The 13,953-nt window shown below is 72.6% G+C and carries 14 protein-coding genes and 1 riboswitch; of the genes, 10 read left to right on the top strand and 4 right to left on the bottom strand.

Annotated elements, in window-relative coordinates; all coding sequences use genetic code 11:
* Nucleotides 1-255 precede the first annotated feature (255 nt).
* From ACTWJ8_RS08825 to ACTWJ8_RS08805, 5 genes are all read left to right on the top strand, one after another.
* Nucleotides 256-999 carry a hypothetical protein gene (locus ACTWJ8_RS08825; RefSeq protein ID WP_443263518.1) on the top strand — a complete coding sequence of 248 codons (744 nt, stop codon included), beginning with the start codon at nucleotides 256-258 and terminating at the stop codon, nucleotides 997-999.
* Nucleotides 986-2,392, top strand: coding sequence for a UbiD family decarboxylase (locus ACTWJ8_RS08820; RefSeq protein ID WP_356385566.1), 1,407 nt, complete (start codon nucleotides 986-988; stop codon nucleotides 2,390-2,392). The genes ACTWJ8_RS08825 and ACTWJ8_RS08820 overlap by 14 nt, the downstream gene beginning before the upstream one ends.
* Complete coding sequence (locus tag ACTWJ8_RS08815; RefSeq protein WP_443263517.1) at nucleotides 2,389-2,943, top strand: UbiX family flavin prenyltransferase; 555 nt, start codon at nucleotides 2,389-2,391, stop codon at nucleotides 2,941-2,943. The genes ACTWJ8_RS08820 and ACTWJ8_RS08815 overlap by 4 nt, the downstream gene beginning before the upstream one ends.
* Nucleotides 2,944-3,026: 83 nt before the next feature.
* Nucleotides 3,027-3,968 (top strand): alpha/beta hydrolase, encoded by a 942-nt coding sequence (locus tag ACTWJ8_RS08810; RefSeq protein WP_443263516.1) that lies wholly within the window; start codon nucleotides 3,027-3,029, stop codon nucleotides 3,966-3,968.
* A complete protein-coding gene (locus ACTWJ8_RS08805) occupies nucleotides 3,965-4,741 on the top strand; it encodes a helix-turn-helix transcriptional regulator (protein ID WP_443263515.1) in 777 nt (258 codons plus the stop codon). Before ACTWJ8_RS08810 ends, ACTWJ8_RS08805 begins: the two co-directional genes overlap by 4 nt.
* Here ACTWJ8_RS08805 and ACTWJ8_RS08800 read toward each other — a convergent pair.
* Nucleotides 4,671-6,062 (bottom strand): uracil-xanthine permease family protein, encoded by a 1,392-nt coding sequence (locus ACTWJ8_RS08800; protein ID WP_443263514.1) that lies wholly within the window; start codon nucleotides 6,060-6,062, stop codon nucleotides 4,671-4,673. The genes ACTWJ8_RS08805 and ACTWJ8_RS08800 overlap by 71 nt on opposite strands.
* Nucleotides 6,063-6,184: 122 nt before the next feature.
* Nucleotides 6,185-7,399: an MFS transporter gene (locus ACTWJ8_RS08795; RefSeq protein WP_443263513.1), complete on the bottom strand. Its 1,215-nt coding sequence runs from the start codon at nucleotides 7,397-7,399 to the stop codon at nucleotides 6,185-6,187.
* Nucleotides 7,400-7,493: 94 nt separating this feature from the next.
* On the opposite strand from ACTWJ8_RS08795, the gene ACTWJ8_RS08790 reads away from it, so the two are divergent.
* On the top strand, nucleotides 7,494-8,675 hold the full coding sequence (locus tag ACTWJ8_RS08790) for an ROK family transcriptional regulator (RefSeq protein ID WP_356385554.1): 1,182 nt from the start codon (nucleotides 7,494-7,496) through the stop codon (nucleotides 8,673-8,675).
* A gap of 40 nt (nucleotides 8,676-8,715) precedes the next feature.
* Here ACTWJ8_RS08790 and ACTWJ8_RS08785 read toward each other — a convergent pair whose 3' ends face one another.
* Both ACTWJ8_RS08785 and ACTWJ8_RS08780 read right to left on the bottom strand, forming a co-directional pair.
* Complete coding sequence (locus tag ACTWJ8_RS08785; RefSeq protein ID WP_356385551.1) at nucleotides 8,716-9,450, bottom strand: SDR family oxidoreductase; 735 nt, start codon at nucleotides 9,448-9,450, stop codon at nucleotides 8,716-8,718.
* A 102-nt stretch (nucleotides 9,451-9,552) separates the two neighbouring features.
* Nucleotides 9,553-10,458 (bottom strand): RNA polymerase sigma-70 factor, encoded by a 906-nt coding sequence (locus tag ACTWJ8_RS08780; RefSeq protein ID WP_443263512.1) that lies wholly within the window; start codon nucleotides 10,456-10,458, stop codon nucleotides 9,553-9,555.
* A gap of 133 nt (nucleotides 10,459-10,591) precedes the next feature.
* A riboswitch (FMN riboswitch) is annotated at nucleotides 10,592-10,724 on the top strand.
* Between the two features lie 159 nt (nucleotides 10,725-10,883).
* Here ACTWJ8_RS08780 and ACTWJ8_RS08775 point away from each other — a divergent pair.
* The 4 genes from ACTWJ8_RS08775 to ribH are packed head-to-tail and all read left to right on the top strand — an operon-like array spanning nucleotide 10,884 to nucleotide 13,935.
* The gene (locus ACTWJ8_RS08775; RefSeq protein ID WP_356385546.1) at nucleotides 10,884-11,486 is read left to right on the top strand and encodes a riboflavin synthase; all 603 of its coding nucleotides are present in this window, start codon (nucleotides 10,884-10,886) and stop codon (nucleotides 11,484-11,486) included.
* A complete protein-coding gene (locus tag ACTWJ8_RS08770) occupies nucleotides 11,483-12,133 on the top strand; it encodes a nicotinamide mononucleotide transporter family protein (protein ID WP_356385543.1) in 651 nt (216 codons plus the stop codon). Before ACTWJ8_RS08775 ends, ACTWJ8_RS08770 begins: the two co-directional genes overlap by 4 nt.
* Nucleotides 12,130-13,410, top strand: coding sequence for a bifunctional 3,4-dihydroxy-2-butanone-4-phosphate synthase/GTP cyclohydrolase II (locus ACTWJ8_RS08765; RefSeq protein ID WP_356385540.1), 1,281 nt, complete (start codon nucleotides 12,130-12,132; stop codon nucleotides 13,408-13,410). The genes ACTWJ8_RS08770 and ACTWJ8_RS08765 overlap by 4 nt, the downstream gene beginning before the upstream one ends.
* A gap of 39 nt (nucleotides 13,411-13,449) precedes the next feature.
* Nucleotides 13,450-13,935: a 6,7-dimethyl-8-ribityllumazine synthase gene (gene ribH, locus ACTWJ8_RS08760; RefSeq protein WP_356385537.1), complete on the top strand. Its 486-nt coding sequence runs from the start codon at nucleotides 13,450-13,452 to the stop codon at nucleotides 13,933-13,935.
* The last annotated feature ends 18 nt before the right edge of the window (nucleotides 13,936-13,953 follow it).

Genomic DNA, 13,953 nt, shown 5'->3' with positions numbered 1-13,953 from the left:
CCGGGCTGGCGGTGCCGCGGGAGGCGCGGCGTTCGCGTGACGTGACGCGTGCGGCCGGGACGGGACCCGGTGCGGCCCCGGGGGGAACGGCGCAGCCACCAGGAGCCCGTTGCCGCGCAACGGTCACCACAGGCGTCAACCCGGCCCCCGCCGCGGCGCAACGCCGTCCGAAACCACGACCCGCCCCACCGACCACCACCACGACCCACCCCACCCCAACCCCGCCCCACCGAAACAGACAGGACCCGTAAAGAAATGCAACGTATCGGTCACCTCCTCCCCGCCACCTCCCTCGGCGCCGACCGCTGGACCACCCAGATCTGCGCCCCCGTTCAGGTGGACATCGCCCACCCGACCGCCCGCGCCCTGCTCCCGGAATTCCAGTACGGCCCGGCCCTCCCGCCCACCCACACCGCGGAACTGGAGCGCGGCGCCGAACAGTTGGCCCAGGCCGGCGCCGACGCCATCGTGTGGCACGGCACGTCCGCCGGACTGGACGGCGCCGCCCACGCCCGCACCGTCGCCCGCCTCATCGAACGCACCGCCGGCGTCCGCGCCTCCACCGTCACCCTCGGCCAACTCGACCTCCTGGCCCGTTCCGCCACCCACTCCATCGCCCTGATCACCGCCGGCTCCGAGCAGCAGGCCGGCCGCCTCGCCGACACCTGCCTCGCCGCGGGCCTCCGCATCGCGTCCCTCACGGCCCTCGACCTGGCCACCCCGCGCGAGGCCGCCGAACTCCCCATGTCGAAGGTCCGCCGCATCCTCCTGGACGCCGATTCCGTGGACGCCGAATGCCTGGTGGTGGCCGGCACGGAACTCCCGGTCGCCCCCGTCGCCGCCATGGTGGAACGCGAATTGGGCAAGCCCGTGCACGACGGCGCCCGGGTCGCCGTCCGTACCGGCCTCGATCTGCTCGGCACGGGCGTCGAAGCACCCGCGTGGGGCGACCTGTTCACCGGCGCCGTACCCGCGGGAGTCTGCTGTGACAGCCACTGAGGACCGGAGCCGCCTCGTCCACCACCAGGACCTGCACCACTTCCTCGACGTCTACCGCGCCGCCCACCCCGAGGACATCCTCACCGTCGACGACAAACTCGACGGCGAGGACGTCGCCGCCCTCGTCGCCGAACTCGCCGCCCGAGGCCGCGCCGAACTCCTGGTCTGCTCGCACGTCGCAGGCCTCGACGGCACGCCCCTCGTCACGAATCTCTTCGCCGACCGCACCCGCGTCGCCCGCCTCCTCGGCACCGACCCGGCCGGCCTGCACCACGCGTACCAGCGCGCCGCCGCCCGCCGCACCGAACCCCGCGTCGTCCCGACAGGACCCGTACTCGACACGGTCGCCGAGGGCCCGGACGTGGACCTGACCACGCTCCCGTTGCTCAAGCACTTCGACTCGGACCGCGGCCCGTACATCACCAGCGGCGTCATCACGGCGGAGGCACCGCCGGACACCCCGGGGCGCTCCGGAAACCTGAGCTACCACCGCGCCCTCGTCCACAGCCGCACCGAACTCGCCACCAGCCTCCACTCCCGCGGCCACCTGTGGCAGCTGCTCCGCCTCGCCGAGGAGCGCGGCGAACCGCTGCCCGTCGCCATGGTCGTCGGCGCCCACCCCCTCTTCCAGCTCGCCGCCTCCGCCCGCGTCGGCCCCGACGTCGACGAACGCACCCTGGCGGGCGGCCTGTTGGGCGCACCCCTCGACGTCGTCCGCACGCCACGCCACGGCATCCGCGTCCCCGCCGCCGCCGAACTCGTCCTCGAAGGCGTCATCGACCCGGCCCGCACCGCGCCCGAGGGCCCCTTCGGAGAGTTCTCCGGCTACTCGTCCGACCGTTCCACGAACAACGTCCTCACCGTGCACACCGTGCTGCGCCGCCGCGACGCGGTCCTCTTCGACGTCGTCGGCGGCAACAGCGCCGAGCACCTCAACCTCGCCCGCATCCCGCGAGAGTCGGAGATGGCGGAACAGCTCAGGTCCCGGTTCCCCGAGGTCACGGCGCTGCACTACCCGACGTCGGGCACGCACCTCCACGCGTACGTCGCCCTGCGCCAGGCCCGCCCGGGACAGGCGAGGCAGATCATGCTGGCGCTGCTGGGCTGGGACCCGTACCTGAAGACGGTCGTCGCGGTCGACGAGGACGTGGACGTCACCCGCGACGAGGACGTGCTGTGGGCGCTGGCCACCCATTTCCAGCCGCACGCCGACCTGTTCACTGTCGACGGGCTGCCCGGAAGCCCCCTCGACCCCTCGTCCACCCCGGACGGCACGACGTCCCGCATGGCCCTCGACGCCACCCGTGCCCCGCACTTCGACGCCGTCCGCATCCGCACGGACCCCACCCGCGTCGCGCGCGTCCGTGAACTCCTCGACCGGGGCGCGCCGTGAGGCTCGTCGTCGGGATGACCGGCGCGACGGGCGCCGTCTACGGCATCCGCCTCCTGGAGGCCCTGCGCGCGCTGCCCGACGTCGAGACGCACCTGATCCTGACCCGCTGGGCCCGTACGACCATCGAGCTCGAGACGGACCGCACGGTCGCCGACGTACAGAAGCTCGCCGACGTCGTGCACCGCCCCGGCGACCAGGCGGCGGCCGTCTCCTCCGGCTCGTTCCGCACCGACGGCATGGTGATCGCTCCGTGCAGCATGAAGACCCTCGCGGGCATCAGGGCCGGCTACGCGGACGGCCTGCTCGGCAGGGCGGCGGACGTGACCCTGAAGGAACGCCACCCCCTCGTCCTCGTCCCCCGCGAGTCCCCGCTCCACGAGATCCACCTGGACAACATGCTCACCCTCACCCGCATGGGCGCCCGCATCGTCCCCCCGATGCCCGCCTTCTACCAGCACCCGAAAACCATCGAGGACCTGGTCGACCACACGGTCGCCCGGATCCTCGACCAACTCGGGCTGCCCGGCCCGGACATCGAGCGATGGGGATAGGCGAGCCCGTTCGCCGGAGTCCCCGGAGATGTTTCTGAAAAGGGTGACACCACGGTGTCGCGGGCCCCTGCGAGGTTGGTGCCATGACGCCGATCACGGATCAGGACTGCCTCTCCGAAACTCTGAAGTTCAACGAGCGGTTCGAGGCCGCCGCGCCGCCCCGGCCGGCCCTCGACGCGGCCGCGCTCGCCCGCCTGCGCCGCAATCGCCTCGGCGGCGGCACCCCGCCCGTGCGGTTGCCGCAGGGCCGCGACCGCACCGTGGCGGGCCGGGTCCCGGTCCGCGTGTTCGTGCCGGACGCCGTCGACGGCGTGCTCCTCCATCTGCACGGCGGAGGCTGGACCTTCGGGTCCGCGGACGGGCAGGACGAGCGGCTGTGGGGGCTCGCGCAGGAGGCCCGGATCGCCGTGGTGAGCGTCGGATATCGGCTCGCTCCCGAGCACCCGTTCCCCGCGGGGCCGGACGACTGCGCTGCCGCCGCCCGCTGGCTGGTGCGGCACGCGGCGGCTGAGTTCGGCAGCGAGCGCCTTCTCATCGGAGGTGAATCGGCCGGCGCCCACCTCAGTGTCCTCACACTGCTGCGACTGCGGGACGAGGACGGCGGAGCCGGGGCGTTCCGGGCGGCTCATCTGCTCTTCGGGGCTTACGACCTGTCGATGACGCCGAGCCAGCGCAGGTTCGGGGCCCGCCGGCTGCTCAGCGACACCGAGTCGCTGCGCGGTGCGTACGAGCGGTTCACACCGGGACTGGGGGCCGAACAGCGGCGCAGCCCGCGGATCTCGCCGCTCTTCGCCGACCTGTCGGGACTGCCGCCCGCCCGGATGGTCGTCGGTACCGAGGACCCGTTGCTGGACGACTCGCTGTTCCTGGCCGCGCGCTGGCGGGCGCCGGTGGAACTCGGCGTCGTCGCCGGGGCGATGCACGGTTTCACACTGTTCCCGCTGACGATCGCCGAGCGCGAGCGGCACCGACAAGCGGCGTACTTGGCCGCCGCCGTTCGGCAACGGCTACCGTCTCCCGCATGAACCGCACTGCCCGGCTCTACGCGCTCGTCGAGGAGCTGCGCGCGGCGGCGCCGCGGGCGGTGACCGTCGGCGTGCTCGCCACACGGTTCGAGGTCAGCGTCCGCACGGTGCAGCGCGACCTCCAGGCCCTGATGCACAGCGGGGTTCCGGTGCGTGCGGTGACCGGGCGCGGCGGTGGCTGGGCCATCGACCCGCGGACCACGCTGCCGCCGATCCGGCTGACCGCCGACGAGGCATCCGCGGTGACCGCCGCGCTCGCAGCCGTCGACGAGGCCACGCCCTACGCGGGAGCGGCCCGGACCGCCGCCCAGAAGATCGCCGCGACACTGACGGGGCCGGGCTCGGAGGCGGCCAGGGACCTCGCCGCGCGGATCGTCGCCCTGCGGCCGAGCCATGACGGCTCGGTCCGCACGGCGGTGGAGCGGTCGCTCGCGGAACAGCTCGTCCTCCGACTCACGTACACCGATGCGGCCGGTGAGGAGAGCCGTCGCGACGTCGAGCCCGCCGGGCTGCTCACCGCGGGGCGGCACTGGTATCTCATCGCGTGGTGCCGCTCCCGGCGGGCCGGGCGAGGCTTTCGGCTCGACCGGATCAAGAAGGCCGTGCCGATCGACGAGCCGGCCGGGGCGCACGATCTGTCAGCGCTGCTGCGCGGCTCGGCGGGGGCGGGGGCCGACCGGCCCGACGCCCTGTCCGAGCTCGCTACTGCCGCTCCGACGGGGACTCGTCGTACGACGACGTCCCCTCGTCCAGGAGGGGCTCCTGCGTCTTGAGGTGGGCCGGGGCCAGGGCGCGGAGGACGTGGTAGCCGGTGATCACGACGATGGTGCCGAGGGCGATGCCGCTCAGGGAGAAGTTGTCGGTGAACTTCAGGGAGACGTCGCCGATGCCGATGATGATGCCCGCGGCGGTGGGGACCAGGTTCAGGGGGTTGCGGAGGTCGACCTTGGCGTTGATCCAGATCTGCGCGCCGAGCAGGCCGATCATGCCGTAGAGGATGACGGTGATGCCGCCGAGGACGCCGCCCGGGATCGCCGCGACGATCGCGCCGAACTTCGGGCAGAGGCCGAAGAGGAGGGCGAATCCGGCCGCCGCCCAGTACGCCGCCGTGGAGTAGACGCGGGTCGCGGCCATGACGCCGATGTTCTCGGAGTACGTGGTGTTGGGCGGGCCGCCGACGGCCGTGGAGAGCATCGAGCCGACGCCGTCCGCGGAGATCGCCGTGCCGAGCTTGCCGTCGAGGTTGTCGCCGGTCATCTCGCCGACGGCCTTGACGTGGCCCGCGTTCTCCGCGATCAGCGCGATGACGACGGGGAGCGCGACCAGGATCGCCGACCACTGGAAGGAGGGGGCGTGGAAGGTCGGCAGGCCGAACCAGTCCGCCTTGCCGACGCCCGACAGGTCGAGCCGCCAGTGGTCGACGGCCTTGCCGCCGCTGTTCGGCGAGTGGATCTGCCCGAAGACCTTGTCGAGGACCCAGGAGAGCGCGTAGCCGAAGACCAGGCCGAGGAAGATCGCGATCCGGGACCAGAAACCGCGCAGGCAGACCACGGCCAAACCGGTGAACAGCATGACGAGCAGCGCCGTCCACTGATCGGTCGGCCAGTACGTGGAGGCCGTGACCGGGGCGAGGTTGAAGCCGATCAGCATCACGACCGCGCCGGTCACCACCGGCGGCATCGCCGCGTGGATGATCCGCGCCCCGAACTTCTGCACCGCGAGCCCCACCAGGAACAGCGCGACGCCCACGACGAAGACCGCGCCCGTGACCGTCGCGCTCGTGCCGCCCTGCGCCCGGATGACGGCCGCGACCCCCACGAAGGAGAGCGAACAGCCCAGGTAGCTGGGCACCCGGCCGCGCGTCGCGAGCAGGAAGATGATCGTCGAGACGCCGGACATCATGATCGCGAGGTTCGGGTCGAGCCCCATGAGGACGGGCGCCACGAACGACGCCCCGAACATCGCGACCACGTGCTGCGCGCCGAGACCGACCGTGCGCGGCCAGGTCAGGCGTTCGTCGGGGCGGACGACCGCGCCGGGGGCCGGCGTGCGCCCATCGCCGCCGTGCAGTTTCCAGCGCACGCCGAGGTCCATGAGAGTTTCCGCCTTCTGTGGTGGCCGTGAGGTGGGTGGTGCCTGTGCGGCTCGGAATGATCGCTTCATGCTAATGCGACGCACGTGCGAACTCGCACCGAGCCGGCCCCGCCCCGACGGTCCTACGAGGCGTGGTCCGCTGCCCGCGTCCCGCTCGGCTCCGTCGCCCCGGCCCGCGTACGGTCGCCGCCGCGCAGCACCTTCGCGAACACCACGAGCCCGCACGCGAGCGCCGTGACCAGGCCGAACGACACCACGAGGCTGGTCGCGTCGGCGATCGTGCCGATCGCCGACGGAGCGATGAGACCCGAGGTGTACGTGATGGTGGCGACGCCCGCGATGGCCAGGCTCGGGTTCGGGCCGCTGCGCCCGGCGGCCGCGAAGCACAGCGGCACCACGACCGCGATACCGAGGCCGACCAGACCGAATCCGGCCATCGCGACGCCCGGGTTCGGTGCGATCACCACGAGCAGCGCCCCGACCGTCGCCACGACCCCGCTCAGCCGCACGGTGCGCACCGCGCCGAACCGGTCCACCACCGCGTCGCCCGCGATCCGCGCCACCGCCATCGTGAGCGTGAACGCCGTGGTGCACGCCGCCGCGAGCCCGGCCGACGTACCGAGCACGTCCCGCAGGTACACCGCAGACCAGTCCAGGCTCGCGCCCTCCGCGAACACCGCGCAGAACCCGACCGCCCCGATCAGCACCGCCGACTTGGGCGGCAGGGCGAACCGCGGCGGCGCCTCCTCTTCCTCGGTCGGGCGTACGTCGAGGACCCAGCGGCAGACGATCAGGCCCGCCACCGTCAGGACGGCCGCCGCGAGCACGTGGTGCAGCCGCGCGTCCGAGCCGAGGTGCGCGGCGAGGGTGCCGCCGAGCGAGCCGATCAGGGCGCCCACGCTCCACAGCCCGTGCAGCCCCGACATGATCGACTTGTCGAGCCGGGTCTCGATCTCGACGCCCAGCGCGTTCATCGCCACGTCCGACATGCCGGCCGTCGCCCCGTAGACGAGGAGCGCCGCGCACAGTGTGAGCAGATTCGGCGCGAGCGAGGGCAGGACGAGGGCGAGCGTCCACAGCGCGAGCAGCCCGCGCAGTCCCGCGCGGGCGCCGAAGCGGTGGGTGACCGTGCCGGCCAGCGGCATCGCGAGCGAGGCGCCGATCGCGGGGAAGGCGAGCGCGAGGCCCAGCTGTCCCGCGCTCACGCCCGCGTGCTCCTGGATCCACGGCACGCGCGTCGCGAACGACCCGGTCACCGAGCCGTGGATGCAGAAGACGGCGGCGACGGCGTACCGCGCCCGCCGCAACTCCCTTGGTGCGTACGTCGGTTCCTGCATTCCGCGGGCCCTCCCCGAGTCTCCCTTGCGTGCCGCCGTAAACTATCAGGAAGCCTGCCTGATAATGCCAGTGTTTTCCGCGTAGGATCCCGCCATGCCCGCATCCCCGAGAACCGCCCGAGCCATCAACGACCGGCTCGCGCTGCGCCTCCTCCAGGAGGAAGGGCCGCTCACCGCGGGGCAGTTGAAGGAACGCACCGGCCTCTCCCGGCCCACCGTCGCCGACCTCGTCGAGCGGCTCACCGAGGCGGGGCTCGTCGAGGTCGTCGGCGAGGCGGGTGCCCGGCGGCGCGGACCCAACGCCCGGCTGTACGGCATCGCCGCCGACCGCGCCCACCTCGCCGCGCTCGACGTACGCACCGGGGGCGTCCGCCTCGTCGTCGCCGACCTGCTGGGCACCGTGCTCGCCGAGGCGTCCGTACCGGTCGCGGCGGGGGAGGAGGCGGGCGCCGCCGTCGAGCGCACCGTCACGACGCTCGAGCGCACCGCGAAGGAGGCGGGCGTCGAACGGCTGCACACCGTCGGCGTCGGCGCACCAGGCCTGATCGACCCCGCGACCGGCGAGCTGCGCGACTCCTCCGGGCTGCCGGAGTGGCACCGCGGCCTGGTCGCCGCCCTCCAGGAACGGCTGCCCGCGCGGGTCCTCGTGGAGAACGAGACGAACCTCGCCGCGCTCGCCGAGCGCCGCGACGGCGCGGCCCGCGACCGCGACACGTTCGTCCTGCTGTGGCTCGGGCTCGGCATCGGCGCCGCGGTCGTCCTCGACGGAAAGCTCCGACGGGGTGCCTCCGGCGGCACCGGTGAGGTCGGCTTCCTGCCGGTGCCGGGGACCGCCGGGCTGCCCTCCCGGTCCGGCTGCGACGGCGGTTTCCACTCGCTGGCCGGGTCCGCGGCGATCCTCGACCTGGCCGCCGCGCACGGACTCGTCGACCCCGGTGAGCCGCTGGAGCGGGCCGCCGACGTGGTGCGGGCCGGGGACGAGGCCTTCCTCGACGCGCTGGCCGACCGGGTGGCGCTCGGCGCCGCGGCGGTCGTCGCCGTCCTCGACCCCGGCTGCGTCGTGCTCGCGGGCGAGGTCGGCCGCGCGGGCGGCGCGGCGCTCGCGGACCGGGTGGCGGACCGCGTCGCCGCGATGTCCCCGCTGCCGACCGAGGTCCGCGCCGGTGAGCTGGGCGGCGCGGCGGTGCTGCGCGGCGCCCTTCTGATGGCCCGGGAGGCGGCCCAGGAAGCCGTCTACCCACGCGAGGCGCGCATGTCCAGCCCCGGCGGCGATTGAGCGGCGGGGTCCGGGGCAGCGCCCCGAGGCGTAGGAACCGTCAACGCCGAGCCAGATACTCCGCGAACGTCACCTTCCCGGTCCGCCGCCCCGGCGCCAGATGGCCGCCCGCCCGGAACGCCCGATACGCCTTCCCCGCCAGCGGGACCGAGACGACCGCGCGCCGCTTTCCCGCCGCCCTGAGATACGTACGCGCGAGATCCGTGAACGGGAGCACCTCCGGCCCGCCCATGTCCTCGACCCGCCCCGCCGGAGGCGCCTGCGCCAACTCGGCCAGCCGCTCCGCCACTTCCGCCACCTCGACCGGCTGATCGCTCACCCCGGCGGGCAGCACCACCACCGGCAGCTTCGCCGCGACCCGCACGATCGTCGCCACCAGATCGTGGAACTGCGTCGCCCGCAGCACCGTCCACCCGAGCCCCGACCCCTCGACGAGCCGTTCCACCGCGAGCTTCGCCTTGTAGTACGGGAACGGCACCTCGTCCACGCCGACGATCGAGATGTAGACGAGGTGCGGGACCTCCGCCCGCCGCGCCGCCGCGATCAGGTTCGCCGCCGCCTTCTCGTCCCCGCCCGTCTGCGTCGTCGCGCAGTGCACGATCACGTCCACGCCGGTCACGGCCCGGTCCAGCGCGGGACCGCCCTCCCGCAGATCCACGGCGTACGGCTCGCTGTGCCTGCTCAGCACCCGCACCTCGTGCCCGGCCCCGATCAGCCGTTCGGTGACGAGCCGGCCGAGCGTTCCCGTTCCGCCGGTCACCAGGATCGTGGTCATCGCCGCATCAGCTCCTTCGCAACCGGACGTCCCCCTGCGGAACGCCCGTCGTCAACTGAGAACCGGCGGCCCCGCGCGTTTGTGACAGCCGTAGGTTCGCTCCTACGCGGCCGCGGCCAGCTGACGCGTCACGAACCCCAGCTTGTCCGGATTCAGGATCGTCCGCCCCACCGAAACGCGCCCGTCCCGCGCCTCGAAGCAGACCACCGCGAACAGTCCGCCGTCCGGGCGCCGCGCGACGATCCCCGGCTCCCCGTTGATCTCCTCGACGTACAGCTCCACGCCCACCAGGTACTTCTCCGCGACCCCGACCAGGAACCGCAGCACCTTCTCGCGGCCCGACACCGCCTTGCGGGCCGCGCTGACCCTGCCGCCGCCGTCGCCCCACCACTGCACATCCGTGGCGAGCATCTTCTCCAGGCCCGCCAGATCCCCCTCGCGCGCCGCCCCGACGAACGCCTCGACCAGCTCCCGCCGCACCCGCTCCGACGGCTCGAACCGCGCCCGCTCCTCGTCCAGGCGCGCCACGGAACGCCGGTACAGCTGACGGCAGTTGGCCTCCCCGAGGTCGAGCACCCCGGCGATCTCCCGATACCCGTACGCGAACGCCTCCCGCAGCAAGTACACCGCCCGCTCCGTCGGCGTCAGCCGCTCCAGGAGGACGAGCAGCGCGCAGGACACCGAGTCGAGCTGCTCGGCCGACTCCAGCGGGCCGAGCGTGCCGTCCGAGGTGAGGACCGGTTCGGGCAGCCAGGGGCCCACGTACCGCTCGCGCTGGACGCGCGCCGACGACAACCGGTTCAGACAGAGGTTCGTGACGACCTTGGCGAGCCAGGCGCCCACGTGTTCGACGGACCCCGGCTCGGTGGCGCGGAACCGCAGATACGCGTCCTGCACCATGTCCTGGGCCTCGTCGGCGGAGCCGAGCATCCGGTAGGCGAGCCCGAACATCCGGCCCCTGTGGCTCTCGAACTCGGCGGCGCGCTCCGTGCCTTGCGTGCTGGTCACGCCCTCAGACTGCCAGAACGGCCGCGTATTCCCGCGCGCGGGCGAAGACCAGCCGCACGGGCTGTGAGTCAGCCCACAGCATTCGCATGCGTGCACGTCGAGCGAACGTGGCAGACTGGCGGTGTACCAGAAGCAGCGCACTCCGGGGTCGGTGAAAGTCCGAACCGGCGGTTACAGTCCGCGACCCGGTCACGCACCTTGTGACCGGTTGACCAGGTGAAATTCCTGGACCGACGGTTAAAGTCCGGATGGGAGGCAGTGCGCGGCGGGCGGGCACGTGAGTGCGCGTCGCCGGCTGTTTCAGCGGTCCCTCCAGGGGACCGGTGTCGAACGCGGCGTCGCCCCCGGTGTCGCGGTCCGCACGTTCTGTCGTCGTCGTACGACAGTGCCCCGGAGTCCAGGCCCGTAGAGGGAGGACCCGGGAAGTGTTCACCGGAATCGTCGAAGAGCTGGGCGAGATCACCGCCGTCGAGAATCTCGATGACGCCTGTCGCTTCCGCGTCCGCGGCCCCGTCGTCACCGAAGGCGCCAAGCACGGTGACTCGATTGCCGTCAACGGCGTGTGCCTGACCGTCGTCGAGCACGAGAACGACGAGTTCACCGCCGACGTCATGGCCGAGACCCTCAAGCGCTCCAGCCTCGGCGCGCTGACCACGGGCTCCCGCGTCAACCTCGAACGGCCGATGGTCGCCGACGGCCGCTTCGGCGGGCACGTCGTGCAGGGCCACGTCGACGGCACCGGCACGATCGTCGACCGCACACCCTCCGAGCACTGGGAGATCGTCAAGATCTCGCTGCCCGCCGAGCTGTCGAAGTACGTCGTCGAGAAGGGCTCCATCACCGTCGACGGCGTGAGCCTGACGGTCGTCGAGGCCGCCGACGACTACTTCACCATCAGCCTCATCCCCACCACCCTCGCCCTGACCACGCTCGGCGTGAAGCAGGCCGGGGACCCGGTCAACCTCGAGGTCGACGTCATCGCCAAGTACGTCGAGCGGATGCTCGGCAGCCAGGGGGCGGGCAAGTGAACTGGCTCAACACCGAAGCCTTCACGATCTTCGGCCAGCACATCCTCTGGTCCGACATGATCGGCAACACGATCGGCCTGATCGCCCTCGCGCTCGGCTGGCGCCGCTCCATATGGACCTGGCCCGCCCAGCTGATCTCCGGCGCGATCCTGCTCACCGCCTTCGCCACCGCCCACCTCTCGGGCAGCGCGGGCAAGCAGCTCGTCGTCATCGCCGTCGCCCTCTACGGCTGGTGGCAGTGGAACCGCGGCAAGGGCCAGGCGCAGGACGGCTCCATCGCGGTCCGCTTCGCCACCTGGCGCGAGCGCGGCTGTCTGATCGGCGCGGCCGCTCTTGGCACCCTCGCCGTCGGCGGCCTGTTCACCGCTTTCCCGACGCTGTCCTGGGACCCCTGGCCGGACGCGTACATCTTCGTCGGCACCGTCGTCGCCATGTACGCGCAGGCCCGCGGCATGGTCGAGTTCTGGTTCGCCTGGCTCCTCGTCGACCTCGTCGGCGTCCCCCTGAACTTCGCCAACGGCTTCGCCTTCTCCGGCTTCGTCTACGTCATCTACGGCGCGCTCGTCCTGTGGGGCATGCGCGACTGGTGGCTGCGCTCCCGCGCCGCCGCTACCCCCGCCCCGGCCATGGAAGGAGCCCGCGCATGAGTACGGCACCCAACCTCTACGAGGTCGAGGACCTGTCGCTCGACCCGGTCGAGATGGCGATCCGCGACATCGCCGCCGGACGGCCCGTCGTGGTCGTCGACGACGAGGACCGCGAGAACGAGGGCGACCTCGTCGTCGCCGCCGAGAAGATCACGCCCGAGATCGTCGCCTTCATGATGAGCGAGTGCCGCGGCCTGATCTGCGCCCCCATGGAGGGCGCGGAGCTGGACCGGCTCGAGCTGCCGCAGATGGTCGGCAACAACACCGAGTCGATGCAGACCGCGTTCACCGTCTCCGTCGACGCCTCCGCCGAGCACGGCGTGACCACCGGCATCTCCGCCGCCGACCGCGCCAAGACGCTCCGCATGCTCGCCTCCGGCACCGCCGCGGCCGGCGACTTCGTCCGCCCCGGCCACATCTTCCCGCTGCGCGCCAAGGAGGGCGGCGTCCTGGTCCGCGACGGCCACACCGAGGCCGCCGTCGACCTCGCCCGCCTCGCGGGCCTGCGCCCCGCCGGGGCCATCGTGGAGATCGCGGGCGAGGACGGCGTGATGCTGCGCCTGCCCGAGCTCGTCCCCTTCGCCCGCCGCCACGGCCTGACGATCATCTCCATCAAGGACCTGATCGACTACCGCCGCACCTCCGAGCCCACGGTCAAGCGCGAGGCGACCGTGCAGCTCCCGACCGCCTTCGGCGAGTTCACGGCCTACGGCTACCGCTCCACCGTCGACGGCGTCGAGCACGTCGCCCTCGTCCACGGCGAGATCGGAGACGGCGAGGAGGTCCTCGCCCGCATCCACTCCGAGTGCCTCACCGGCGACGTCTTCCACTCGCTGCGCTGCGACTGCGGCCCCCAGCTGGAGGAATCGATGCGCCGCATCGTCGAGGAGGGCCGCGGCGTCGTCGTCTACCTGCGCGGACACGAGGGCCGCGGCATCGGCCTGCTCTCCAAGCTGCGCGCCTACGAGCTCCAGGAGCAGGGCCGCGACACCCTCGACGCCAACCTGGAGCTCGGCCTGCCCGCCGACGCGCGGGACTACGCGGCGGGCGCCCAGATCCTCGGCGATCTCGGCGTGCGCAGCCTGCGCCTGATGACGAACAACCCCGACAAGACCGAGGCCCTCACCCGGCACGGCCTCAAGGTCACCGAGCGGGAGCCGATGCCCGTCACGGTGGGCGAGCACAACCTGCGCTACCTGCGCACCAAGCGGGACCGCATGGGCCACGACCTGCCGTGGCTCGACGCCCCGCACGCGTCCGCCTGCAACAACCAGTAACGACCGACAGTTGATCTACGTACGTACGAGGAGAAGCGCGTGAGCGGCAAGGGTGCACCCGAACTGAGCGTGAAGAACTGCGGCGACCTGCGCGTGGCCGTCATCGCGGCCCAGTGGCACGAGCAGGTCATGGACGGACTCGTGAACGGCGCGCTGCGCGCCCTGAACGAGCTGGGCATCAGCGAGCCCACCGTCCTGCGCGTCCCCGGCAGCTTCGAGCTGCCGGTCGTCGCCAAGGTCCTCGCGGGCCGCGGCTACGACGCGATCGTCGCGCTCGGCGTCGTCATCCGCGGCGGCACCCCGCACTTCGAGTACGTCTGCCAGGGCGTGACGAACGGGCTCACCCAGGTCTCCGTCGAGACCGGCGTCCCCGTCGGTTTCGGCGTCCTGACCTGCGACACCGAGGAGCAGGCCCTCGATCGCGCCGGAATCGAGGGCTCGAACGAGGACAAGGGCCACGAGGCGGTCACCGCGGCCGTCGCGACCGCGACCACGCTCCGTACGATCGCCGAGCCCTGGCGTTAAGGGCCGGCCCGGGACGCG

Source organism: Streptomyces sp. SDT5-1 (assembly GCF_052245995.1).
Classification (GTDB): Bacteria; Actinomycetota; Actinomycetes; order Streptomycetales; family Streptomycetaceae; genus Streptomyces.
This window is presented reverse-complemented; position numbering and strand designations above follow the sequence as displayed.